General features: G+C 35.8%; 17 protein-coding genes, 1 tRNA gene and 1 pseudogene. 4 read left to right on the forward strand and 15 right to left on the reverse strand.

What is annotated here, in order from left to right; translation table 11 throughout:
* Positions 1-156 precede the first annotated feature (156 nt).
* Together ACM55M_RS03250 and ACM55M_RS03255 are read right to left on the reverse strand one after the other, a co-directional pair.
* Positions 157-768 carry a 50S ribosomal protein L25/general stress protein Ctc gene (locus tag ACM55M_RS03250; RefSeq protein ID WP_416856062.1) on the reverse strand — a complete coding sequence of 204 codons (612 nt, stop codon included), beginning with the start codon at positions 766-768 and terminating at the stop codon, positions 157-159.
* A gap of 97 nt (positions 769-865) precedes the next feature.
* Positions 866-1,807: a ribose-phosphate pyrophosphokinase gene (locus ACM55M_RS03255; RefSeq protein WP_416856063.1), complete on the reverse strand. Its 942-nt coding sequence runs from the start codon at positions 1,805-1,807 to the stop codon at positions 866-868.
* A gap of 221 nt (positions 1,808-2,028) precedes the next feature.
* Between ACM55M_RS03255 and ACM55M_RS03260 the strand changes: the two genes are divergently transcribed.
* The 3 genes and pseudogenes from ACM55M_RS03260 (at position 2,029) to ACM55M_RS03270 (ending at position 4,736) form a co-directional block, all read left to right on the forward strand.
* Positions 2,029-2,108: transfer RNA gene (locus tag ACM55M_RS03260), tRNA-Leu, on the forward strand.
* Between the two features lie 708 nt (positions 2,109-2,816).
* Positions 2,817-4,184 (forward strand): annotated as a pseudogene (locus ACM55M_RS03265) (glycoside hydrolase family 97 N-terminal domain-containing protein); the annotation flags it as partial.
* 246 nt (positions 4,185-4,430) lie between these two features.
* Positions 4,431-4,736 (forward strand): glycoside hydrolase family 97 C-terminal domain-containing protein, encoded by a 306-nt coding sequence (locus ACM55M_RS03270; RefSeq protein WP_416856285.1) that lies wholly within the window; start codon positions 4,431-4,433, stop codon positions 4,734-4,736.
* A 324-nt stretch (positions 4,737-5,060) separates the two neighbouring features.
* Here ACM55M_RS03270 and ACM55M_RS03275 read toward each other — a convergent pair whose 3' ends face one another.
* The 11 genes from ACM55M_RS03275 to ACM55M_RS03325 form a co-directional block, all read right to left on the reverse strand.
* Positions 5,061-6,248: an aldose epimerase family protein gene (locus ACM55M_RS03275; RefSeq protein ID WP_416856064.1), complete on the reverse strand. Its 1,188-nt coding sequence runs from the start codon at positions 6,246-6,248 to the stop codon at positions 5,061-5,063.
* Positions 6,249-6,266: 18 nt separating this feature from the next.
* On the reverse strand, positions 6,267-7,781 hold the full coding sequence (araA, locus tag ACM55M_RS03280; protein WP_416856065.1) for an L-arabinose isomerase: 1,515 nt from the start codon (positions 7,779-7,781) through the stop codon (positions 6,267-6,269).
* Between the two features lie 57 nt (positions 7,782-7,838).
* Positions 7,839-8,531 (reverse strand): L-ribulose-5-phosphate 4-epimerase, encoded by a 693-nt coding sequence (locus ACM55M_RS03285; RefSeq protein ID WP_416856066.1) that lies wholly within the window; start codon positions 8,529-8,531, stop codon positions 7,839-7,841.
* Positions 8,524-10,215 carry a ribulokinase gene (locus tag ACM55M_RS03290; protein WP_416856067.1) on the reverse strand — a complete coding sequence of 564 codons (1,692 nt, stop codon included), beginning with the start codon at positions 10,213-10,215 and terminating at the stop codon, positions 8,524-8,526. Before ACM55M_RS03290 ends, ACM55M_RS03285 begins: the two co-directional genes overlap by 8 nt.
* Positions 10,216-10,383: 168 nt before the next feature.
* Complete coding sequence (locus tag ACM55M_RS03295; RefSeq protein WP_416856068.1) at positions 10,384-12,369, reverse strand: alpha-L-arabinofuranosidase C-terminal domain-containing protein; 1,986 nt, start codon at positions 12,367-12,369, stop codon at positions 10,384-10,386.
* Between the two features lie 198 nt (positions 12,370-12,567).
* Positions 12,568-13,551 carry an arabinan endo-1,5-alpha-L-arabinosidase gene (locus ACM55M_RS03300; RefSeq protein ID WP_416856069.1) on the reverse strand — a complete coding sequence of 328 codons (984 nt, stop codon included), beginning with the start codon at positions 13,549-13,551 and terminating at the stop codon, positions 12,568-12,570.
* Between the two features lie 96 nt (positions 13,552-13,647).
* Complete coding sequence (locus ACM55M_RS03305; protein ID WP_416856070.1) at positions 13,648-14,643, reverse strand: glycoside hydrolase family 43 protein; 996 nt, start codon at positions 14,641-14,643, stop codon at positions 13,648-13,650.
* 113 nt (positions 14,644-14,756) lie between these two features.
* The gene (locus ACM55M_RS03310; protein WP_416856071.1) at positions 14,757-16,376 is read right to left on the reverse strand and encodes an arabinan endo-1,5-alpha-L-arabinosidase; all 1,620 of its coding nucleotides are present in this window, start codon (positions 16,374-16,376) and stop codon (positions 14,757-14,759) included.
* Positions 16,377-16,387: 11 nt separating this feature from the next.
* The gene (locus ACM55M_RS03315) at positions 16,388-17,935 is read right to left on the reverse strand and encodes an alpha-N-arabinofuranosidase (protein WP_416856072.1); all 1,548 of its coding nucleotides are present in this window, start codon (positions 17,933-17,935) and stop codon (positions 16,388-16,390) included.
* 78 nt (positions 17,936-18,013) lie between these two features.
* The gene (locus ACM55M_RS03320) at positions 18,014-19,576 is read right to left on the reverse strand and encodes a RagB/SusD family nutrient uptake outer membrane protein (protein WP_416856073.1); all 1,563 of its coding nucleotides are present in this window, start codon (positions 19,574-19,576) and stop codon (positions 18,014-18,016) included.
* Between the two features lie 30 nt (positions 19,577-19,606).
* Complete coding sequence (locus tag ACM55M_RS03325) at positions 19,607-22,651, reverse strand: SusC/RagA family TonB-linked outer membrane protein (protein ID WP_416856074.1); 3,045 nt, start codon at positions 22,649-22,651, stop codon at positions 19,607-19,609.
* Between the two features lie 496 nt (positions 22,652-23,147).
* Here ACM55M_RS03325 and ACM55M_RS03330 point away from each other — a divergent pair, with 496 nt between their 5' ends.
* Positions 23,148-23,837, forward strand: a complete 690-nt coding sequence (locus ACM55M_RS03330) for an NUDIX hydrolase (protein WP_416848283.1) — start codon at positions 23,148-23,150, stop codon at positions 23,835-23,837.
* A gap of 253 nt (positions 23,838-24,090) precedes the next feature.
* Here ACM55M_RS03330 and fsa read toward each other — a convergent pair whose 3' ends face one another.
* Positions 24,091-24,747, reverse strand: coding sequence for a fructose-6-phosphate aldolase (fsa, locus tag ACM55M_RS03335; RefSeq protein ID WP_416856076.1), 657 nt, complete (start codon positions 24,745-24,747; stop codon positions 24,091-24,093).
* A 33-nt stretch (positions 24,748-24,780) separates the two neighbouring features.
* Positions 24,781-26,820 carry a transketolase family protein gene (locus ACM55M_RS03340; RefSeq protein WP_416856078.1) on the reverse strand — a complete coding sequence of 680 codons (2,040 nt, stop codon included), beginning with the start codon at positions 26,818-26,820 and terminating at the stop codon, positions 24,781-24,783.
* Positions 26,821-26,923: the final 103 nt, after the last annotated feature.

The raw sequence follows: 26,923 nt of genomic DNA on the forward strand, positions 1-26,923 counted from the left end.
GTCAGCAGGAGGAGTGTTGTTCTGAAAACGAATGGCTGTGCTCCTAAAAATAAAATTAGGATAATGAGATTTCTCGTTCCTCGAAATGACAAAATAAAGATCAAAAAAAAAGCACCAGTTTTACAACTGATGCTTTCTTGAATGATTGAAAAAATATTATTTTTTCTTTCCTTTTACAGGAGCTTTTGCTGCTTTCGCTGCTTCTTGAGCTGCTTTCATAGCCGCACGAGAGATTCTTACTTGAGCAACAACTGTGTTTTCTGGGTGAACCAATTTGTAGTTGTCGTTAGCTAATTTAGTAACGTACAATTTGTTTCCCATTTCAAGTGGAGTAATGTCAGCTTCAATAAAATCTGGAAGATTTTTTGGTAAAGCTTTTACTTTAAGTTTACGCGTATTCAAACGTAAAACACCACCTGCAAGAACTCCTTTAGAAGTTCCAACCACTTTTACAGGAACTTCCATAGTGATTTCTTTGTCATCAAATAATTGAAAGAAGTCAATATGTAAAATCTTGTCAGACACCGGGTGAACCTGAATGTCTTGTAAAATGGCGTTAAATGATTTTCCTTTTCCAAGATCGATCTCAACTGTGTGAGCGTTTGGAGTGTAAACCAAGTTTTTGAAAGCCATAACTTCTGCTGAGAAATGAACTGCCTGATTTCCTCCGTATAATACGCAAGGAACCAATCCAGCATTACGTAAGGCTTTAGTCGCAACTTTGCCCACGCTTTCTCTTTCTGATCCTTTAATTGTAATCGATTTCATTGTAAAAAAAATATAGTTATTAAATAATATTACTTGTTTGGCTTCTAGCTTTTGGCTATCAGCATGACTTTAAGACATTGACTTCACGACTTATGTCTTACATTATAAACTTTCCACTAATGGAATTGTTGTGGTGCACCATGTGCATAACTTCGGCAAAAAGTGGTGCACAACTCAACACTTTTATTTTGTTTGATTCTTTCTTTAATGGGATAGAATCGGTAACTATTAATTCGCTCAATTGCGAGTTTTCTATTTTTTCGTAAGCACCACCGGATAAAATAGCGTGGGTACAAATGGCTCTTACACTTAACGCTCCTTTTTCGATCATTAAATCTGCGGCTTTCGCCAAAGTGCCTCCGGTATCAATCATGTCATCCACTAAGATTACATTTCTACCTTTTACATCACCAATTAATTCCATGGTGTCGATAATGTTTGCTTCTTTTCTTTGTTTGTAGCAAATAACTACGTCTGAATTTAAAAATTTAGAATACGCATAGGCTCTTTTAGAACCTCCCATATCTGGTGACGCAATCGTTAAATTGTCTAAACCTAAACTTTCTATATACGGTATAAAAATAGTCGATGCAAAAAGGTGATCTACTGGTTTTTCAAAAAATCCTTGAATTTGATCCGCGTGCAAATCCATGGTCATTACTCGTGTTGCACCTGCAGCATCTAATAAATTAGCTACTAATTTAGCTCCTATCGGAACTCTAGGCTTGTCTTTTCTATCTTGTCTTGCCCAGCCAAAGTAAGGAATTACTGCGGTAATGTGTCTTGCCGAAGCACGTTTTGCAGCGTCAATCATCAGTAACAATTCCATCAAATTATCGGCAGTTGGAAAAGTAGAACAAACAATAAAAACGCGTAAACCCCTGATAGACTCTTCATAAGAAGGTTGAAATTCACCGTCGCTGTACTTTGACATAGTAATTTTCCCTAACGGAATTCCGTATTGCTCTGCTATTTTTTCTGCAAGATAGACACTTTGTGAACAAGCAAAAATTTTAGCTTCTGGTTCTAGGTGTGACATTTAATTTGTTGTTTTGTAGTTAGTTGTGTGTTCCGTTTTTAGCGAGGTGCAAATTTATAAAATTTATTCAACTCTGAAAGGAAAATTTTAAGTATTTTTAGTTGAACATTTAATATTATTTTTTACATTTGCACCGTGTTAAAGGAATTGATGGTTGATTTAAATACAATCACATCTTTTATTGCGTTTGAAGTAACTGTCGTTATTTCATGTCTAGCTAAGCCCGGATGGCGGAATTGGTAGACGCGCTGGTCTCAAACACCTGTGGGAAACCGTGCCGGTTCGACTCCGGCTCCGGGTACAAAAACCGCTTCGAAAGAAGCGGTTTTTTTGGTTTTATACTTTTCCTGTTTTCTAAAAAAAATAAAATATTTATAAAAAGAGACAGTTTTTCAACTATCTCTTTTATTCTTAAAATTAAACCCTTCAATCCTTTGGCTTATGGATATGAGGTTTTAAATCAGGATGTTTTGGCTGATTAGGTGGCCGTAACTCGCCTTCTTTCATCTGGCGTTTTAGGTTTTGGACCTGGCTTGATAGCTTGAATTTTTTCCATAATAAGTGTTTTAAATTAGATGTTTTCATAAGATGAATACAAGCAAATAACATCAATAATACTATCGTTTCATTACGGAAAACCACAATTTGGTAAAATTTAACCTATAAAAAGTGTAGATTTTATAATTTAAAATTTCTTTTGCATTATCTGAAACCCTCATTTTTTAGTATGTTTTTCATCAATATAAGACATAGACATTCTAAGTTCATCAGTCACATAAAGATATTGATTACTAGTTACTTGATCAGTATCTAATGATTTACTGTACCAATTTAGATTTCAACATGTGTTTTTATTCGTATGCTTAAGGTCATACTCTTCATTTGCAGCATTTTTTATAATCAAATTGGTTTTTGTGATATTCTAAATTGGGTTATGAAATTTTAGTGATATCGTTATTTATATAAATTTATTTTTGTATTCTTGTAAGTGTAAATTAAACACTTAATTATGAAAAAAATAGTTTTGCTAGCTTTATTGGCTGTATCATTGACTTCGTTTGCGGGGAAACCAACCGCTTATTATTTTGTCAATTCGGATAAAACAATAAAAATGGAATTTAATCTAACTTCAAGCAAGACGCCGTCTTACAAAGTTTTCTTTAAAGATAAATTGGTTATCAATACCTCCGATTTGGGGATTATAAGAGAAGATGCCAATTTTTATACCGGTTTAAAAATAGTAAATGTTTCTTCGTCAACACCAATTAAATCAACCTATTCCATGTTGCAAGGGAAACGAAAACAAATTTCTTATGCTGCAAATCAATATACGGTGCGCTTACAAAATAGTACCGGAGAAACTATGGATATTATTTTTCAACTATCCCGTGATGGAATTGCGTTGCGATACTATTTTCCAGAAACCTCAACAGCAATCAAAAAAATAGTCGAAGAGAAAACCACTTATAATTTTGATTCTACCACAAAAGCTTGGTTGCAACCTATGTCTAAAGCTAAAACAGGATGGAAAGAAACCAATCCTGCTTACGAGGAACATTATGCGATGGGTGTTCCCGTAAATACAAAACCCGCGATTGGAGAAGGGTGGGTGTATCCGGCTTTATTTAATACGAATGAGACTTGGCTTTTAGTTTCTGAAACCGGATTATCGAGTAATTACTGTGGTACCCGATTGGTGTATAACGATGCATCAAAAGCAATGCAGGTAACCTTCCCACAAAAAGAAGAGATTTTTCCCAATGGCGCATTGAATCCAGAATCTAAATTGCCATGGTATACTCCTTGGCGAATAGTTGCCATTGGATCCTTAAAAACAATTACTGAAAGTACATTAGGAACTGATTTGGCCGATCCGGCAATTCCTATTGACACTTCCTTTATAAAAAGTGGTTTGGCTTCTTGGAGTTGGGTTTTGTTAAAAGATGAATCTATTAATTATGAAACTACAATCAAGTTTATTGATTATGCTTCTAAAATGAATTGGGCGTATTGCTTAATTGACGCCGGTTGGGATACCAAAATAGGCGATGTTAAAATGAAGGAATTAGTGGCTTACGCCAAAGAAAAAAATGTAAAAGTACTGGTTTGGTACAATTCATCGGGATCGTGGAATAGTACATTAGAGGAGCCTAAAAGCAAATTACTCACACATGCCGATAGAGATAGGTAGTTTTCGAGACTTAATGATTTAGACATTGCTGGAATAAAGGTAGATTTTTTTGGGGGTGACGGACAATCGATGATTGCCTATTACCATGATATGTTAAAGGATGCTGCTGACCATAAATTATTAATAAATTTCCATGGGGCTACTTTGCCTAGAGGATGGCAACGCACGTATCCTAATTTAGTTTCAGCAGAAGCAGTCAAAGGGTACGAGTACATTAGCTTTTTTCAAGATATTGCTGATTTAGAACCAACGCATTGTGCGATGCTTCCTTTTGCAAGAAATGTTTTTGATCCAATGGATTTTACGCCAATGGTGTTAGATGCAGTTCCAAATATAAAACGAAGAACGACTCCAGCTTACGAATTGGCATTGCCTGTTTTATTCTTATCCGGAGTGCAACACATCGCCGAAATACCGGAAGGAATGGCCAAAATGCCCGCCTATGTTGTCGATTATCTAAAAGATATTCCAACTAATTGGGATGACTCTAAATTTATTGATGGGTATCCCGGAAAATATATTGTAATGGCAAGAAAAAAAGATAACGTTTGGCATATCGTTGGAGTTAATGGAGAAAACACGACAAAAGAAATGGAGATTGATTTGTCTTTTGTAACCAATAGTAAAGGTTTTATTATTTCTGAAAATGAGAAAGGATTTCAGCAAAATGCAGTGTCAAAAAGCACTAAACTAAAAGTAACGATGAAACCTCATGGTGGTTTTGTGGTGAAGATATAGTATTATAAAAGGATCTTATTAATTCTAAAAAACCTCGAGAGTTTGTGCTTTCGAGGTTTTTTTTTGTGAAAAATTATTGTTTAATTCTATTTATAGGCAAGAGAATGAGTTTTTTCATATTGCAAATTTGTGTCTTGAAATTTGTCAGGAATGACAAAGAGATGATTTAATTTCTTTGCTGTATAAAAATAAACAAGCATAAAAAAGCCCGAAAGTGTTACTTCCGGGCTTACTAACTAATTCCATATGATAAACCAAACCATTCAACTTATTAATTATGGTATAGAAAAATAATCTATAATAGTTAGCGTCTTTTTATTAAATTTATTTTACTGAAAACTTAAATGTAGTTTTTGTTTTGTAATTCTCCCCGGGGCTTAAAACCGTAGATGGAAAATCTTTTTGATTTGGAGAATCTGGATAATGTTGTGTTTCTAAACACAAGCCAGTTCTGTGTGCATAAGTCCCACCATTTCTCATTGGTAAAGTTCCGTCTAAAAAGTTTCCGGTATATAATTGTATTCCTGGTTGGTCCGTGTATACTTCAAGCAATCTTCCGCTTCCTGCATCATAGGCAGAAGCTGCAAAACGTTCCCCTTTGCCTTGATTGTTTAGTACCCAACAATGATCGTAACCCAATCCTTTTTTCAACTGATCGTCTTTAACTTCGATGTCTTTTCCAACAACTTTAGGTTTTCTAAAGTCGAAAGGTGTATTCGTTACATCGGTCAATTTACCTGTAGGTATTAAGGTTGCATCTACTGGAACTAATTTGTCAGCATCGATAGTTATTTCATCATTTAAAATAGGTTTAGAAAAATCAGATGATAAATTAAAATACGAATGTTGCGTTAAATTCACGATTGTTTTCTTGTCTGTAGTCGCTTCATAAAGTACATCTAGGGAATTGTCATTTTTTAACGTGTAGGTTACAAAAACGGTCAAGTTTCCTGGGTATCCTTCCTCCATGTCTTTACTCACATACTTCAATTTCAAGGAAGCGCTATCGCCACCTTTTGCTTCGGCGGCAGTCCAAACGACTCTATGAAAACCTTCTGGTCCTCCATGTAGAGCATTTGGTTCGTTATTGATAGCTAAAGAATATTCTTTTCCATCCAAAGTAAATTTACCTTTTGCAATTCGGTTACCATATCTTCCGATAAGGGCTCCAAAATAAGGATTGGGTTTCATGTATTGTTCCAAAGAATTAAAACCGATAACAACTTCTTCTGAAACTCCCGCTTTGTTAGGCACTTTTAAAGAAGAAATAATACCACCATAAGTAATAATATTTACTTCCATTCCTTTTTGGTTTTTCAGCGTGTAGCGATCAACTTGTTCGCCTTTATCCGTTTTACCATATGCCGCTTTTGCTATAGATACTGAGTCTGTAGCTTTAGCTTCTAAAGCAGTTTCATCGGCTCCGGCTTTTTTATCTCCTTTACATTGAATACTCATACTTGCTAAACTCATAATGGAAATTCCATAAATACAACGTTTTACTATATTCATAATTTTAAATTTTTGGTGTTACATGCCATGTTGAAAAAGGTGGTAATACGCTTCGTTAGCATTGATTTTATCTTTAAAATCTCTGATAGTAGTTTTCTCATCGATAACAAGCAATTCTATTCCTGCAATATCGGCAAAATCTTCCATATATTCCGTGGTGATCACTTGGCTGTACACCGTATGATGTGCACCACCTGCTAATATCCATGATGTTGCTGCAATATCGAGGTTGGGCTTGCAATCCCATAAAACACGTGCAACAGGAAGTTTAGGCAAATCAGCCATAGGCGCTACCGCTTCTACTTCGTTTACAATCAATCTGAAACGGTTACCCATATCAACTAATGAAGCATTAATTGCATTTCCTGCAGCTACATTAAATACTAAACGAACTGGATCTTCTTTTCCTCCAATTCCTAATGGGTGTACTTCGCAAGAAGCTTTTGCATCAGCAATAGAAGAACAGATTTCTAACATATGCGAACCTAAAACATATGATTTTTCAGGTGTAAAATGATACGTATAATCTTCCATGAAGGAAGTTCCGCCTTGGCTTTCAAGACCTACATTCATTACTTTCATTGCTCTAAGCATCGCTGCAGTTTTCCAGTCACCTTCACCACCAAAACCGTATCCATCAGCCATAAGGCGTTGTACTGCAATTCCAGGAAGTTGTTTTAACGAACCAAGATTTTCGAAAGTATCTGTAAACGCTTTGAAACCGCCTTCTTCAAGGAAAGCTCTAAGGCCTATTTCTATTTTAGCAGCTTCTACTAATGCTTCTCTTTGAGCACCTCCTTTTTGAAGCGCTGGAGCTAATGTATAAGAGGCTTCATATACTTCAACTAGTTTGTTTATGTCGGCATCAGAAACCGTGTCAATATGTTTTGTAACGTCCGAAGAGTCGAAACCATTTACCGAAAAACCAAAACGGATTTGGGCTTCGACTTTATCTCCTTCGGTTACTGCAACTTCACGCATATTGTCTCCAATTCTGGCAACTTTTAAGTTTTGGAATTCATCCCAACCTAAAACCACTCTGGACCAAATAGCTAATTTTTTTTGAACACGTTCGTCTTCCCAATGTCCCACAACCACTTTGCGTTTTTTACGCATTCTGGACATGATGAAACCAAATTCTCTATCTCCGTGAGCCGATTGATTTAAGTTCATAAAGTCCATATCCATTGAAGCCCATGGAATTTCAGCGTTGAATTGTGTGTGTAAGTGGCACAACGGTTTTTTAAGAATGCTTAAACCACCAATCCACATTTTAGCAGGCGAAAAAGTATGCATCCAAGCCACAATACCAATACAGTTTTTGTTCGAATTAGCTTCTAAACATACATTAGTAATTTGAGATGGAGACTTTACTACATCTTTATACACGATTTTTACGGGTATATGTGATGAAGCATCTAATCCTTTTGCAATGTGTTGTGAATGTTCCGCTACTTTTCGTAGTGTTTCTTCACCATATAATTCTTGGCTTCCTACTACAAACCAAATTTCTTTTTGAGATATATCGATCATGTTTTTTGTTTAATCGTTTATTTGTTTAATCGTTTAACTGTTCAATGTGTTGGACAATTACTGTCCGTAATACGAGTCTTTTCCGTGTTTACGTTCGTAATGTTTTTTTATTAAGGAATCTTTTAGTCTTGGTGCATTTGGGTTAATTAGTAATGTCAAGTGAGCCATTTCGGCGACTACTTCTAAAACTTTACTGTTATAAACCGCTTTTGCAGCGTTTTTTCCCCAAGCAAAAGGACCGTGATTTCCGATTAGAATCATTTCGACTTCTTCGTAAGAAAGGTTTTTTTCTTTGAAACAATCCAAAATTTGAATTCCGGTATTGTGTTCGTAATTTCCCTCGATAAGCGCATCACTCATTGGAGCTGCACAAGGAATATCAGATGTTAAGTGATCGGCATGTGTTGTTCCAAAGATTGGAATGTCTCTTTGTGATTGCGCCCAAGCCACAGAATAAGTAGCATGAGTGTGTGCCACACCGCCAATGTTCGGCCAGTTTTTATATAAATAAGCATGCGTTTTTGTATCCGATGAAGGACGCATGTTACCTTCGATAATGTTGTTGTCAAAATCCACAATAACAATGTCTTCCGGTTTTAAATCTTCATAAGGAATGCCACTAGGTTTTATGGCAAAAACGCCATTTTTCCTATCTACAGCGCTTACATTTCCAAAAGTATATACTACTAAATTCAATGCGTTTAATTGCATGTTTGCTTCGTAGCATTCTTGTTTTAAATCTTTATACATAGTGTTCTGGTTGTAGTTTTTTAAGAGACGGATCTGCAAAAGAGCTTAATTGGTCATAGGCTAACAACAATTTGTTGTAGGCTGCAACTTTATCTAATTGAGGGAAATATTCTCCGTCAAAATCGCTTCCCATTTTTTGACTGGCTTCAATTACATTAGGATAAATTCCTGCCGCAACTGCTGCATAAATAGCTGCACCTAATGCCGGTGTTTGATCCGAAGCTGCAATTTTAATAGGCTTGTTCAAAACATTAGCCAAGGTTTGCATGATATAAGGTGATTTTCTCGCAACACCACCAATTCCGATGACACTGTTTATTTTTACCCCTTCTTCTTCAAAACGGTCTACTATTTTCTTAGAACCAAAACAGATGGCGTTAACTAGTGATTTGAATAAATGAGGTGCTTTTGTGCCTAATGATAAATTAGAAATGGCGCTTTTTATTTCCTGATTGGCATCCGGTGTTCTTCTTCCGTTAATCCAATCTAAGGCGATTGGAACACTTTCTGATAATGGGATTTTTTCTGCTTCAGCTGTCAATTTTATAATTAAATTATCGCTCATTTCTTCTTTTAGTTGCTCTTTTTGAGTATCAGTCAAAAGGGTAGAAGTAGCTAATAAATTATCCGTTGGCCACAGTAGTAATTCTTTATACCAAGCCAATAAATCTCCAAAAGCGGATTGACCAGCTTCTAAACCAATGAAACCAGGGATTACGGATCCGTCAACTTGTCCGCAGATTCCACGTACTGATTTAGTTCCTATTGCCTCTTCTGAAGCAATAATAATATCACAAGTTGAGGTTCCCATAACACGAACCAAGGTATGTTCTTCTATTTTTGCTCCAACAGCACCTGAGTGCGCATCAAATGTTCCAACAGCAATAACTGTATTTGTGGTAAGTCCCAATCTGGTAGCCCATTCTTGGCTTAAATTTCCTGCTACAAGATCTGATGTATATGTTTCATCGTACAATCTTCCGCGAAGTGCCGCAAGATAAGGATGTAGTTTCCCCAGAAATTCTACTGAAGGTAAACCGTTCCAGTCTTCGTGCCACATCGCTTTATGACCAGCTGCGCAACGGCTTCTTTTAAACGATTTTAAATCTTTATTGTCAATCAATAAATACGTCATTAAATCACAATGTTCCATCCAAGTGTAAGCGGCATTTTTTACAGCTTCATCTTGTTTGGCTATGTGCAAGATTTTTGCCCAAAACCATTCGGAAGAGTAAATTCCTCCAACATATTTTGTGAAATTTTCTCCACCCCAAGTAGCGGCAAGTTCATTGATTTCATTCGCTTCATTTATAGAAGTATGGTCTTTCCATAATACCATCATGGCATTAGGGTTGTTCTCAAAGCCTTTTGTCAAAGCCAAAGGTGTCCCGTCTTCAGTAACTGGTACTGGTGAAGAACCGGTTGTGTCAATGCAAATACTTCGTATTAGGGAAGGGTCTACATTGCTGTTTGCAACAACATATTTTATGGTGGATTCTAATCCTTCGATATGATCTAAAGGGTGTTGACGAAACTGATTTATAGATGCGTTACAATATTCTTTATTTTTCCAACGCTTGTAGTGACAAACATTCGATGCCAATTCCTGCCCGTTTTCTGTATCTATTAAAATCGCTCGAACAGAATCTGTTCCGTAGTCTAATCCTATAACGTAATTTTTCATTCTAAAATCTTTTTAAGAGAAATGCAAATATAAATATATTTATTTTATAAGTGTATAAAAAACACTTAATTTAATTTAATTAGATCATTTTTATCAAAACATCAATAAAATAGTTGTTTATGAGTAAAATAAAAAATAAATGTCAATAATACAATTATTATGTTGTGATTATTTCAACATTATCTTCAAAACGGTTACCGAATAGGCTGGAAGGTTCATTTTAGCTTTCTCTCCTTTCAACTTTAATTCGTTTTCTGTAGGGCTTATTTTTTTGGGATTAGCAAAAGAGTTTTCGTCTTGCAAATTTGGACTTGTAAGTGTAATAACAGTTCCTTTTGAGGCTAATTTGCTTCCTTTTAAGTCTAAATTTACTTCTTGTGCCGTTGCAGCCGTGTTTACTAATTTTACGATTACTTCTTTAGTGTTTACATCTTTTACCGCTGAAGCAAAAAGATTATTTTGTCCAATTACTGGTTTTCCGTCTTTTGTGATGGCTATTAAATCGGTTCCTTTATTAGTTGAAAATAATTTTTGCACGTAATAATTAGCGGAACCATAGGCTTCTAAATTGTTGAACCAAAGTAAATCCGGTGTCCATTGCCAAGCTTCTTCATGCGCCATCAATGGAGCATAGGAAGTTAGGTTCACCACCTCGGCGTTTCTTTCTAAACCGGTCATAAAAGCAGCTTCAGAAAACGCACATTCCCAATTGTTTTTGTTATCAGGACTTGCAATAGCCACACTTTGGGCAGCATATTCACCTGCGAAAACTTTAGGCCCTTTTCTGTCGTATTTATCATAACGAGTTGCATTTTCTCTAAACCATTGTGGGTTTTTATAATAATGTTCATCAACGATTTCGGCATTTAACTTTTTAAGTTCCTGCATGCCGTAATCAAAATAATCGCCTTCTGGAAATGGACCGGCTCCTGACACGATGGTCATTTTTGGATATTTTGATTTAATCGCTTTTTCAAATACTTTAAATCTTTCGATGTATTGAGGTCCCCATTGCTCATTTCCAACACCAATAAGTTTTAAATTAAAAGGTTTTGGATGTCCCATTTCAGAACGGATTCTTCCCCAAGGAGTTTCAATGCCACCATTTGCAAATTCAATTAAATCCAAGGCATCTTGCACGTAAGGATCTAACTCATCCATTGGAACTAATTCTCCAGTATTGAATTGACATGCCATTCCACAACTTAAAATAGGTAATGGCTGTGCGCCAAGATCTTCTGAAAGTTGGAAATATTCAAAAAATCCCAATCCAAAAGTCTGAAAATAATCAGGAGCTGGTTTATGGTCAAACTCGGTATTCCATCGGTTGATTAAGGTTTCTCTTTTATCCACATCACCCACGGTTTTTTTCCATTGGTACCGTTGTGCCAAAGTTCTTCCTTCGACAATACAGCCTCCGGGGAATCTCAAAAATCCAGGTTTCATATCATAAAGTAATTGAACGATATCTTTACGCAAACCATTTTTTCTATTTTTCCAAGTGTCTTCTGGGAATAGGGAAATCATATCTAGATCGATTGTTCCTGTTCCTTCGAAAGTGATTTTTAACTGCGCTTTTGCTTCTGTTTGAGTAGCTGTAAATTGTGCAGAATAGGATTGCCAATCAGTAGCTGTCGGTACAATGATGGTTTCGCCTAAAACCTTTTTATTTCTGTCAATAAATTGGATGATGATTTTTTTAATGGCTCCGTTGTGATTAGCCGCTTTTAGAGAAAGATTATAACGAGCATCTTTTTTTATTCCCATTCCTCTAAATCCTTCATTAATCATTTCAAATCCTTTGTCATTATTTACAAGAACCCTGCAAAAATTTGGATTGGTTTTATTTTCCAATACTTTGATGGTTGTTGCAATACCTGATTGTTCATTGAAAGAATGTTTGTCGCTATTTGGTTGCTTCCATCCCATTAGTGGCGTTTCAAATTCGAAAGAACGGTTTTTAATCATTTCAGCATATAATCCACCATCCGCGGCAAAATTGATGTCTTCAAAAAAGGCACCATACATCGTAGGTTGAATTTTAGTAATTGTATTGGCAATATTAACTTCGAGATTCGTTTTTTGGGCATTGACATATATACCATTCAGTAATAGGCCACAAAGGGTGATTTTAGTAATTAAATTCGGTTTCATTTTTTTCATTTTTTTTAAAGTTAAGGTTTGAAGTTTCTTGAATTGAACTCTAAACTTTAATTGTTTTTACTATTTGGTCTTTATCTTTTTATAATCAATCCAATTTTTATTTTTTCTAACACCTTGTCAGACAAGCTAGGCTTATTGGAACGGATTTTAATTTTTTGATGAGGGTCATTTCATCTATTTTTAATTGCGTTATTGAACAATAGGCCATAAATTGGCATCCCATTTCAATTCTTTGATTTCTAATTTTGGTCTTCCATTATTCTTGGTTTCATAGGCATGAAAAACAATATAATCTTTCCCGTCAAAAGTATAAGTACTGTTGTGACCAGCTCCGTACCAGTTTTCATTTCCTTGAATAAGTAATGTTCCACCACCTTCGTTTAATAATTTTCCGTCTTTATCTACATAAGGACCTGTAATACTTTTTGATCTTCCCACGACTACTTTGTAAGTACTTTTTTCGCCGCGGCAACACAAATCCCAAGAAAGGAATTGATAATAATACCCGTTCTTTTTGAATATAAAAGGAGCTTCCAAGGCGCCATCTCCGGGATTAGTATCGGCTAATTCAAAAGTTCTTTTGCGCTTTGATATGGTAAACCATTCTTCTGGTTGAGCTAGTGATTTTAAATCAGGATTTAATTTGACCATTTTTAAACCATCCCAAAAAGAGCCAAAAGCCAACCAAGGCGTGTTATTTTCATCGAATGTTAAATTCGGATCTATGGCATTCCACATATCACGGTTTGGAATTGATTGGATTACAATTCCGTGGTCTACCCATTTATAAGCAGGGTCTTTTGAATTTAAAGTAGTATTAGTTGCTACAGCTATAGCCGAAGTGTTTTTTGCGAAAGCAGAAACTGAATAATACAAATAATAGGTGTTGTTGTGAAATGAAATATCGGGTGCCCAAATGTGATTTTTGAAATCAGGTACGACTGAGTCAACCCAAACCGGTTTTTCTTTAAATACAGCAGGTTCCGGATTCCAGTTTTTCATGTCTTTAGAACTAAAAACACTAATTCCTTGTCCCGTACAATACAAATAATACGTGTCTTTTTGTTTAATCATCACGGGATCATGAACGGTAATGTCTTGCGCCCATGAAGGAATTGTCATTGTCAGCACAAGCATGAAGAGCAGGAGATGTATTTTTTTATATAATTTCATGTTTTATTTTTTTTTAACCATATAAGTCATTTAAGAAAATGTAAGTTTAAATGGTTTTATTAATCGTTTGTGTTTAAAGCAATTCCTGAAAATTGCTTACTGCGTTATCCCTTCCGAAGTCATAATTACTCGTTTCATAGTTCCATCTTCATTGTAATATAAACGGTCCACACAAACGGATCTTCTAAAACTGCTACCGTTAGGCTGAGTACCTCCATTGTGATAGATAAAATAAGAGTCTCCTTTGAAATCAATTATAGCTTGATGATTTGTATTCGAGTTGCCGGCAAGTTCATTTAAAATTCCTTTGTATTCCCATGGTCCTTTAATAGACTTGCTCATGGCATAGGCTATTTTTTCAGGAAATTGATAGGCATAGGACAAATAATACCAATTGTTATGTTTGTGAATCCAAGGTGCTTCGGTATAATTGGGTAAACTGATGGTCTGTATTGGGCCGTCAAGTTCAATCATGTTAGCTTTCAATTTTGCATAATGGCAAACAGTATTTCCCCAAAAAAGATAGGCTTGGCCATCATCATCATCAATTATAACAGTTGGGTCAATATCATCCCAATCGATCTTGGTTTGTGTGGTCATGTCATTGGTAATAAGAGCCTTTCCTAAAGCATCTTTGAAAGGACCTGTTGGACTGTCGGAAACACCAACACCGATCGCTTTTCCATTGATAGTTCCATGTGAAACGGTTACATACCAATAGAATTTTCCGTTGCGTTCAATAACTTGAGCAGCCCAAGCATCGGATTTTGCCCACGTAAAATCAGTCACTTTTAGCGGTACGGGATGTTCTTGCCAATGCACCATATCGGATGAGGAATACACCAACCATTCATTCATTTTATAAAAATTGAAATCATTTGGCGCTTCATCATGGCCGGCATAGAGATATACTTTGTCTTTGTATACCAAAGCTGCAGGATCTCCCGTGTATTTGTCTTTGATAATGGGATTATTCATTGTCAAAGTTGGATTTGCATTTCCATTGGCGTAAGCCGTAACCTCATCTGGCTTTATGGTTTTGCAAGACGCAATAAGTACCAAAAGCGATAGGATGGAGAGTGTTTTTTTCATTTCTTTAAAGACGTTACAGCTTTTTACTGTGTTTGTTTTATCCAAATGCCCTCTCCTGTAAAGAAACAAAAGGAGCATTTTTTACTAACTAATCTAAATATTAAAAGAATCTATCAATCTATTTTTTTACCCCAAATTGGAACTCCCGCAGCGGTAAGTCCAGAATAAGAAATGGTTACTTTACGAGTGCTTTTTTCCCAGTCCCAAGCATCACTAACTTTACATTTTATGCCATTGACGTTTAGTGTTTTGTTAGTGCTGTCATACGACCAAGTTCCAGTAACTCCACCGCTTACTTTCTTGTCAGCGGTTAAATATATTGTAGTTGATTTTTGAATAACTGCATATTGATAATTCATGGTAATTTGCTCCCATGTTCCAATGAATGACGCGTCGCTAATGGTAGTTTCTGGTACTGCAGCATATCTTTCGGGATCAACTACAGGCCAGCCGTCTTCTGTCCATTTTATGGCGCGAACATGTCCCATCATGAGGGCATTTGATGCATTGATACCTGGTACATCCTTTGGCAAACGAGCCTGAGAAGCATAGAACCATTGTTTGGTATCTGGATTTTGAAAAACGGAACAATGCGCAAATCCAACCCATCCGGTATGGTTGTTAAATCCATAAGGATGCGTAAGCATTGGCCAAGCATCAGCTCCATTGGTTACATTGGCACCGTTGATTCCTAGATAGGGACCTGTAATACTTCTGGAACGGCAAACTCTGGTGTTGTAAGGAACATCTAAACCATCATAAGCCAAGAAAAGATAATAATATTGAGTGTCCGGATTGTAAATAATCTCTGGACCTTCGGAGCCTTGCCAGCGACTAGTGGCACTTCGAGAAGCAATACGTGTTCCATAATCACTTAACGTTTTTAATTGATCTGGTTTTCCTGTAGTTGGATTCAGTTTAAGTGCTGCAATACCGGAATGCCATGAACCGTAAATTAAATAATGTTCGCCCTCTGGAGTAACGGTAAAAGTAGGGTCGATAGCATTAAATTTGAAATAAGCATTTTCCCAATTTCTGGTACCTGTAAAAGAATACGGTTTTAATCCGTCTGGCTCAGAGCATACTACCATTCCTTTGTCAACCCAAACATTAGTGGCTAAATCGTCTGATTCTGCCAATCCAATAAAGGCTCTCTCTGACCATGAATAAGTAAAATCGGCTCCTGTAATCGGTTCATCTACCACAATGCTGTAATACATTCGGTATTTGCTGCCTACTTTTTTGATGTAAGGCGCCCAATAGCCGTATCTAGGATTTGCAATTGCTGGTAAAGCCGGAACCATACGAGCCCTTTTATTATTCAATGAATCTTTTACCCAAGCTGGTGCTGTTGTCATTGAAGGTCCCATATATTCCCAATTTACAAGATCTTTAGAACGTCTGTAATGAAAATGCCCGTGTCCATCATGTGCGTTTCCATAAGAAGCATCTGTTTGGTACATATAATAATAATCGCCACATTTTTCGACAGAAGGGTCGTGTACATTGGCTAAATTCCATTGCGAATTAGAACCCCATGCAGCAATGGAGGAATAATTATCTGCATAAGTAGGTCCTGCAAATGTTGGTGTAGGAGTTGGTGTAGGCGTTGGTGTCGGTGTTGGAGCAGGGCTCGGACTGTCATCGCTACTGGAACAACTACTCACGGATAGTATCAATAAAAAAAGTACTAAATAGGGTACTAACTTTATAATGGAATTTGATTTTTTCATTTTCGTGTTTTTTATTTCCCTTCTAGAGTTACAACAGAAAAAGGAGGAATTGTTATTTCAAGTTTGCCTTTTTTAATTTCAAATCCTTTAAAAATTACGGGTTGAATTTTTGTTGGATTGTCAAATGTATTATGGTCTTGCAATTTAGTTGAAGTGATTATGGTTCCTGTAACATTTTTAATTCCAAGTTCTTTTATGTCAATCTCTATTTTATTTTCTTTTTTGGAGTCAATATTTACCAATGAAACATGAGTTAAGCCTTTAGCGTCTTTTGAAGCCGAAATATTTATGGCTGGTAAATTTTTGTCATTGAGTGTGTATAGAGGCGACTCAAATGTTAGGGGTATTAAAGTAGCGTCTTGGTGTACGCTATACATTTTCATTACGTGATAGGTTGGCGTTAACAACATTTTTGTTTTATCGGTAAGAATAACCGCTTGTAGTACATTGACGCATTGAGCCAAATTGGCCATACGAACTCTGTCGGCATGATTGTTGAAAATATTCAGGGTGCTCCCCGCCAAAACGGCGTCTCTCATGGTGTTTTGTTGGTATAAAAAGCCAGGATTGCTGCCTTTTTCAACTTCGTACCAACCGCCCCATTCATCAACTACCAAGGCTATTTTTTTCTTTGGATCGTATTTATCCATAATGGCGGAATGTTTAGTAACGAGTTCCTCCATTTTTAATGCTTGTGTCATGGTTCTGAAATAAATGTCTTCGGTAAAATCAACACCATCTCCTTTTTTGTCCCAATCAATTACGGAATAATGATGTAAAGCTACTCCGCCAAGCATATTACCTGGGATGTTTTTCATTAAGGTTTCAGTCCAGTTATAATCGGCACTGTTCGCCCCAGAAGCTACACGCATCAAGCCTCCTGTGTTGGACCAATCGGACATAAAGGTGGCATATTTGCGGTATTCACCTGCGTAATAATCGGCTGTCATGTTGCCGCCGCAACCCCAAGCTTCGTTGCCAACGCCCCATATTTTTACTTTCCAAGGTGCTGTTCTGCCATTTTTAATACGCAAATCACTCATTGGGCTTTTCCCATTAAAATTCACGTATTGTACCCAGTCTGCTAATTCTTGAACCGTGCCACTACCCATGTTTCCGGCTAAATAAGGTTCGGTACCCAGTAGTTCGCATAGGTTTAAGAAATCGTGGGTTCCAAAACTATTGTCTTCGGTAACGCCGCCCCACCATTGGTTTACAATTGTTGGTCGTTCTTCTTTTGGTCCAATACCATCTTTCCAGTGGTAGGTATCGGCAAAACAACCGCCCGGCCAACGTAAATTTGGTATTTTTAAGTCTTTTAAAGCCGCTACAACATCATTTCGAACGCCGGCCGTATTGGGTATTTTTGAAGTATCCCCAACAAAAAAGCCACCATAAATCGATCTTCCTAAATGTTCTGCAAAATGTCCGTAGATATTTTTATTGATAGTAGGTGCATTTGCAGTATTTTTTATAGAAAGTACTGTGGTTTCTTTTTGCGCAACAATAATTTGATTGCAAAAGATAAAAACAAATAATAGTAATAACGCTTTTTTCATGATGTCTTTAAGTTATAATATCACATGGTAAATTTTACCATGTGATATTAAAGTTTTAACTAATTCAAATAAATAATATTAGTATCCGGTATTTTGAATCGTACCTGGATTGTTATCCATTTCTAATTGTGGTATAGGGAAGTATTCTCTTCCTGTTGCATAAGAATTAAATTCAACGTCTCTTGATTTTAACCATGCTAATTTTACTGGATCTTGCAACCAACCCCAGCGACGAATGTCATCAAAACGGTGTCCTTCTAATGGGAATTCCAAGAATCTTTCGTGTCCAATTTGATCTCTCATGGTTGCTTGTGACAATCCTGGTTTTGCAGTAGCTAAATTAGGCAATCCTACACGAGTTCTAACCATTTGAATGTACGTATAAGCCCCCGGAGTATCGCCAGTTTCGTTTAAACATTCGGCATACATTAACAATACGTCAGCATAACGTAATAGACGTTCGTTTATACCAGAACGCCAGTCAAATTCGTTTGCATACGCTCCATCAGAATTTTGATATTTTCGGCAAAATAAATCATTTAAATCTGCTAAATTTCCTGCATAAACAGTAGCGAAATTTTGTCCGTAAAGTTGCATTCCACCTGGTTTGTTATAGAACATAGTGGCATCTAAACGTGGATCTGTTGTATTTGCCGTAGTTTTTTCTTGTTGGAACTCATTAAATAATGTTCTTGTAGGTTGTACATCTGTCCATCCAAAAGCTCTAGGTCCATAGGTAATGGCTCTTGCTGATGTTTTTCCCCATCCTGTAGCTGGAGCACCACCCCAACCTAAATCAACACCACCTGCACTTCTGCTGAATTGTACTTCGAATAGCGATTCTGAATTGTTTTCGTTAGTGTCAGTAAAGTTATCACGGTAATTAGAAACTAAAGAGTAAACTCCTAAATCGATGACTTGTTTAAATGCAATTTTCGCATTTGTGAAATCTTTGGTAAACAAGTATGCTTTTCCTAAATATCCTAAAGCTGCTCCTTTTGTGGCACGTCCTTTTTGACCTGCATCTAAACCAGTAACATTGGTGTATGAAGTAGGAAGTAAATCTGCTGCTGCTTTAAAATCAGCAATAACTTGTTTCCAACCTTCAGCTTCTGTTTTTTGAGGATAGAAAGCAGCAATTTCTGTTGGTAAGGGTACGTTTTTAAACATATTTACCGCATGAAATAAATACAATCCTCTCAAGAAATAGGCTTGACCCAAGATTCTGTTTTTAAGCGCTGTATCGGTCATGTTGATGGTGGCAACATTGGTCAAAACTTGATTAGCACGGTAAATTCCTTGATAATAAGTTTCATAAGCCCAACCATAAATGGCAGAATTTGAAACATTCGAGTTGAAACGACCTACATTGTACATTGCATCCCATGGACTGTTACTTCTGGAATCATCCCCTTTTAGGTCTAATAATAAAGGAGTACTTCGCATGTAAGTACCATCAGTTAACAAACTACCATAAGCGGCATTTACACCTTCTATAGCGTCTTGATCCGTTTTCCAGAATGAATCTGCAGCATCATTATTAGGGTCAAGCTGAATTAAATCTTCATTGTTGACACAACTTGTTGTTATAACTGCCAGTGAAAAGAAACCAGCTAGATAATTAAATATTTTATATTTCATTTTGATTCGTTTTAATTAGTTTGGTTGTTTTTAAAAATTCACTTCAAGTCCTAAAGAAACAGTTCTAGGATTTGGGAATGAACCACCATCATATCCTCTAGAGAAAGATCCGTCGTTGCTATTAAAATCAGGATCACTTCCTTTATATTTACTAATAGTCAATAAGTTTTGTCCATTTACATACACTTTTGCTTTTTGAATAAAACTTTTAGAAGGAACTGGAATTTGATATCCAATTTCCATAGTCTGTAGTCTTAGGTAGTCTCCATTTTCTATAAATCGATTAGAGTCTCTACCGTTTGCATTAGGGTCACCAATAATTGGGCGAGGAACGTTTGTATTGGTATTTGTAGGAGTCCAATAATTAAGTTCATCGGTACTGTGGTTTCCATATTGTCCTGCCATTAAATTGCGGTATATACTATTGAAAACTTTATTTCCTCCAGCACCTTGCCAAAACATAGCGATGTCCCAGTTTTTGTAAGAACCACTAAAGTTGAAACCGTAGCTATATTTAGGAATCGTTATCCCTTGAAATGTTCTGTCTAGATCACTAATCATACCGTCGCCGTTGATATCTTTGAATTTAATGTCACCCACTCCTGCATTGGTTTGTGTTGGTGATGCAGCAAGATCTGCGGCGTTTTGAAAAATACCAGCGGTTTCATAAGCAAAAATTTCGCCTATAGACCTGCCTACTACTGTTTTTGAAGCAGCACCATAGATTGGATTCCCATTGATACCAATTTGTAATACTTCATTTTTCAACGTTCCTATATTGGCAGATATGCTGTATTTGAAAGCATTGTCGTTGTTGTTGTACGTTGTAGAAAATTCAAAGCCTTTGTTTCTCATTGCGCCGGCATTTGTTCTAATAGATGCTGGGAAAGCACCTGTAGAAAACGGTAATGGAACATCAACCAATAAATTTGTAGAATTTTTCACAAAATACTCTGCAGTAAATTGCAAGTCATTGTTGAACAATCCAAGTTCAAGGGCTACATCGGTCGTTTTTACATCCTCCCATCGTACATTTGGATCTAAAGATGCTACAACTGTTGTACCAGGAGCCAATTGATTATTAAAATCATACCCCGCAAAACTATTGATTGTTGTGGCGAAAAAATACGGAGGAATAGTATTGTTTCCTAATTTACCATAACTACCTCTTAATTTGATAGTGTTTACCCATTCAGGCAAGTGAATAAATTTTTCGTTACTTAATTTCCAAGCTCCAGAGAAGGAGTAGTTATTAGCGGTATTGTTTTTTTCGCTAAAAAGAGATGTTTTGTCTTGTCTAAAGTTAGCTTGCAACAAATAGCGATCGTCATAAGAATAATTGATTCTGCTTATATATGATTTACCAGTTATGGTTACATTACTTTCTCCCGTACTAGTATCATCTGCATATTGGAGTTTACTTATTTCACCAGAATCATAGCCTACACCTCTTGACCAGTGATTATAAGAATCGTTGCGTTCTTGTACCCAGCCAGCCAAAATATCAAATTTATGTTTTTCGATGTCTAATGAGTAGGTTAATGTGTTGTTAAAGAATGTTTTGTCATTGCTGCCTGTTGATATATCTAATGAAGCTTCTTCTTTGGTAGTAATATAATACCATCCTAAATCACTTTGTGGAATGTATCTTCTGTTTTCATAATCCAATCGGTCAAAACTGGCGTCAATTTTATATTTTAATCCTTTTACAATTTCATATTCTCCCCAGACATCTCCAATAAAGCGGTTTCTTTTTCCATTGTTTTCTATTAAGTTATTAAATCCTATAACATTAAGTGATATGGCTCTTTGTGTTAAGTTGGTTGTACCTCCGTAACCACCTAATCGGTTTGCATCATAAACCGGCATTGTAGGAATTGCACCAACTAAAGCCCCGACTGCATTTTCTCCTACATAACTGTTAAAATTTTCTTTGTCAGATTGTGTATATCCTATTTTAGTACCGTATTTGAATTTCCCCTTTTTTCCATTCAAATTCAAATTCATAGACAATCTTTCATAGTCTTGAGGAGATTTGATATAACTGCTGTTTTTGAAATAATCCATATTCATATTATAGGCTAATTCTTCAGCACCGCCATTAAACGCTAACGAGTGGTTTTCTATAACACCAGTTTCATATGCGGCATTTTGCCAATTAGTATCAACATTACTAATATAAAGTGGATTTGTTGGGTCATTTCCTGGAGCTACACTTAATCCAGCATTTTTTTCTGCAGCACTGGTAATCGTTTGATAACCTACTCTGTCAGTTACTGACCATTTTTTGGATACATTTTGAAAACCAACAAGAGATTTATATTTGATATTTAGTTTCCCTGCTTTTCCTTTTTTGGTTGTAATAATTACAACACCATTAGCACCACGAACTCCGTAAATAGCTGCCGATGAAGCATCTTTAAGTACTTGCATCGATTCGATATCTCCTGGGGCGAAATCAAACGGAGAATCTACAATCATTCCATCAATTACAAAAAGAGGGTTGTTGTTAGTAAACGAGTTAAGCCCTCTAATTTTAATATTTACAAATCCCCCTGGTTCACCAGAAGATTGTACCGTTACACCAGCTACTTGTCCCTGAAGCATTTTTGCGGCATCATAGGTTACTGTTTTTTTTGCGGATTCCATATTTACAATGCCAACTGATCCAGAAAGGTCTGATTTCTTTTGTGTTCCGTACCCAATAACAACTACTTCATCGAGTTTATTCAAATCATCATTTAATACTATGTTTATTAGAGATTTGTTTCCAACAGTAATTTCTTGATTTGAAAATCCTATGTAAGAAAAAACAAGAACATCTTTTGGGGTGGCTTTTATTGAATATTCTCCATTAAATCCAGTAACTGTAACTGTATTAGTACCTTTTATTGAAACATTTACACCAGGTAAAGACATTGCATCTTTTGTAGACGTAACGGTTCCCTGAATGACCTTAGCTTCTTGAGCAGAAAGAGTATAAGTAGAAAATAACATAACTACTATCGCTAGTAGCCATTCTTTTCTTGGCAATAAAAAATTGCAATAGAAAAATAATCGTTGGTTTGTTTTCATTCTGTTTTGTTTTGGTTAATTTATAAGTGTGTATTTTACATTTGTAAATTTAATTAAAAAATATCTATAAAAACAAATTAATCTGATAAAAAAAGTAGTAAAAAAAAATGTATCTCGTAATTTAAGTGTAAAAACAACACTTAAAAGTTGTGATTTTTTTAAAAAAAAGCAAATTTTTACAATTACTTTGTGTAAAATTTACGCTTTGCTTCAAAAAACCAACAATTATATAAAAAATCACCTTTCTTAATTATTTTAAAAAAAGAGGGAAATAGTTAACTTTTAGATTGTTTACGGCTTGTCTTTTTTAATAAAAGGGCCAAATTCTACAACAATAAATCGTTAATAATCATCTTAATCGAACGAAATGGGAAAAAGTCGGATTACAAATCTGGGTTTTCTGTTTTGATTTTTGGAATCACTAAGTGTAAAATCTACATTAATAAAATTATGAAACCTAAAAGGAAGTTTATATATTTACCCTAAAAAGCGTAGTATGTTAAATAGTTATAGTTCTGCTGACAAGGTTTTATTAGCAGTAGATTGTATCATTTTCGGATTTGATCATGAAGGATTAAAAATACTTTTGATTAAAAGAGATTTTGAACCTGAAAAAGGGAAGTGGTCTTTAATGGGGGGATTTCTTAGAAAAGATGAGGTATTGGATAGTGCAGCTATTAGAATACTTGATAACTATACTGGACTTCAAGATATATACATGGAGCAATTGTATACGTATAGTGAAATAAATCGGGATCCGGTAGAAAGAACCATTTCTGTCGCTTATTATGCTTTGATTAATATTGAAAATCATAATGCCGAATTGACTCAAAATTATCATGCCCAATGGTTTAGTGTTGCTCAAGCTCCTAAACTAATTTTTGACCATGATTCGATGGTAGAACACGCCATTAGAAGATTGCGTTATAGAACTTCTATTAAGCCTGTTGGATTTGAGCTTTTACCGGAGAAATTTACGATGCGTCAATTGTTGGAATTATACGAAGCTATTTTAAGCAAAGAACTGGATAAGAGAAATTTTATCAGTAAAATAAACTCGTTAGATATTCTTGTGAAATTAGAGGAGAAGGATATGATGTCTTCTAGAAAAGGGTCCTATCTATATACATTTGACAAAGAAAAATATGATGCAAAATTATTGAATGATTTTGTTTTGAACTTATAAATAGTTTTAAGTTTTAATCTGAAATCAACTTTTTGAATAAGAAGGTAGTTCATTATTTCAGGAAATTAAAAAGGAAGCCTCCATTATGTGAGACTTCCTTTTTTTGTGTAATTAAGTAAAAATGGGAAGAAATAATCTTATTTTCTTTGATTTACTACAATTTCAAGATTTTAGATTATTTCCTATAAATTAAAACTTCCATCCTATATAAAATGGCTAAAATAGGGCAGTTCTAAAAGATTAAAGATTCGTATTAACTATTCCCTTTGTTGTAATCAGCCAAAAAAGTAGCTAAGCCGCTATCCGTAAGTGGGTGTTTCAGTAATCCTTCGATAGCGCTTAATGGGCCTGTTATTACATCGGCTCCAATTTTTGCACAATTCAAAATATGCATGACGTGACGTACTGAAGCCGCCAAAATTTGTGTTTCATAACCGTAATTGTCGTAAATCAATTTGATTTCAGCAATTAATGCCATTCCATCAGTAGAAATATCATCTAATCTACCAATGAAAGGGGATACATAAGTGGCTCCGGCTTTTGCAGCAAGCAACGCTTGACCTGCAGAAAATACTAAAGTACAGTTGGTTCTGATTCCTTTGTCCGAAAAGTATTTTATCGCTTTTATACCATCTTTAATCATCGGGATTTTTACCACGATTTGAGGGTGCAAAGCTGCTAATCTTTCTCCTTCGGCAATCATTCCTGCTAAATCAGTTGAAATCACTTCGGCACTAACATCACCATCAACCAACTCACATATTTTCACATAATGAGCAATAATATTGTCAGCTCCCGTAATTCCTTCCTTTGCCATTAGCGATGGGTTAGTGGTTACGCCGTCTAGGATTCCTAAATCATTGGCTTCTTTTATGTCTTTTAAATTTGCGGTATCGATAAAAAATTTCATGTCTTTTATTATTTAGTTTTTTTGGTTGTTTATTTATTTACTTTCTTCAATATATTTAAGGATTGCTGTACAAGCATGTTCACTTGTAAATCCGAATTTTTCATCTAATACAGTTGCGGGGGCTGAATAGCCAAAATGATCCAATCCAATCACTTTTCCACTATCGCCAATCAAGCCTTCAAGATTTACCGGAAGTCCGGCTGTAAGTCCAAATACTAACGTTCCTTTTGGAATGATACTGTCTTGGTACGCTTTTGATTGTTGTTTGAATAAACCTTCGGATATAATTGACGCTACGTTTATTTTTAGATTTATCTCTTTTTCTAATATAATAGCTGCTTCTAAAAGTGTGGCAACTTCTGATCCATTTGCGATTAAAGTAATGTCAGGATTTTGCGTAGATTTCACTAAATAACCTCCTTTTGTAGCTTCGGTTGCCTCTTCGTATCTTGACGTTCCTTGCGCAGGAATGTCTTTAATATTTTGTCTGGAAAGAATTAGGCCAGTCGGTGTTTTGGTATTGTTTAAGGCCATGTTCCAAGCTACCGAAGTTTCTATTGCATCGGCTGGGCGTAGCGCCAATAAACTTTGGTCTCCAGAATGGTTCTTTATTTTTTCCATTAAACGGATTTGTGCTTCCTGTTCAATTGGTTGGTGCGTTGGTCCGTCTTCACCCACTCGGAAAGAATCGTGTGTCCAAACATATTTTACCGGTAGTTCTTGAATTGCTGCTAATCTAATGGCAGGTTTCATATAATCGGAAAACACAAAAAACGTGGCCACCACAGGAATAACGCCTCCATGAAGTGCGATTCCATTGGCAATAGCCGTCATGGTCAGTTCCGCAACTCCAGCTTGTAAAAAGGCTCCATTGAAATCATTTTTTTGTAATATGGATGATTTTTTTAGGAATCCATCTGTTTTATCACTGTTAGACAAATCTGCCGATGAAACAATTATGTTTTCCACGTTTTCTGCTAAATACGCAAGTACTGCTGAAGAAGCATCTCTTGTGGCCGCATTGGGTTTTTGGATAACACTGCTTAAATCTAATTCAGGTAGTTTTCCAGATAAAAACAAATCCATCTTTTGAGATAATTCCGTATTCTCTTTTCTCCAAGTTGTAATTTGCAATTTTTTATAGGCTGATTTTTCAGCTTTTATTGCTAGTATTTTGGCATAATGCGTTTCAACTTCTTCAAAAATGGCAAATGGATTTTCAGGATTTGCATTTAGATTGATAAGTGTTTTTGTATAATCTGCTTTGGTTTCACCAATTGGTTTTCCGTGTAATTCACATTCACCTTCATACATGTCGCCGGTTGCAGTAACAGTACCTTTTCCCATAATTGTTTTTCCAATTATCAAAGTGGGTTTTTCTGATTCTTCGTGCGCTTCATTCAGCGCTTTTCTGATTTGTGCATGGTCATGACCATCTATAGTTATTACATTCCATCCCCAAGCTTCATACTTCATTGCAGTATCTTCAGAGGTGACTTCATGGGTCATAGAAGAAAGCTGCACATCATTAGAATCATAAAACATAATAAAATTATTCAATCCTAAATGTCCTGCGATTCTTCCTGCTCCCTGAGAAATTTCTTCCTGTACACCACCATCGGTAATGAAACCGTATATTTTATGATTGAAGAGTCCTTTAAATCTTGCATCTAAAAATTTCGCTGCAATTGCTGCTCCCACACCCATAGCATGCCCTTGTCCAAGAGGACCTGAAGTATTCTCAATACCTCTGAGTACATCTACTTCTGGGTGGCCAGGTGTAACAGAACCCCATTGTCTAAAATTTTGAAGATCTTCTTTTTTATAATTACCCAATAAATAATATTGAGAATACATTAATGCAGATAAATGTCCGGCATCCATAAAGAAACGATCTCTAAAAGTCCAATCCATTTCTGTAGGATCAAAATTCAGATATTCAGTGTACAAAATATGCATGAAATCGGCACCGCCCATAGCACCTCCGGGATGTCCTGACTTTGCTTTTTCTACCATTGAAATGGCAAGTGCTCTTATATTATTGGCTGCTAATTGGTCAATTTTTTTATTCATAATTTAATTATAATAGTTTTCTTGTAATTAGAAAAAATACATGATTCGTTTTTATTGTAGTTATTCCAACATAGAGATTCTAAAGTTTCTAAATCATTTCCAA

This window comes from Flavobacterium galactosi, from assembly GCF_048158585.1.
Lineage (GTDB): Bacteria > Bacteroidota > Bacteroidia > Flavobacteriales > Flavobacteriaceae > Flavobacterium > Flavobacterium galactosi.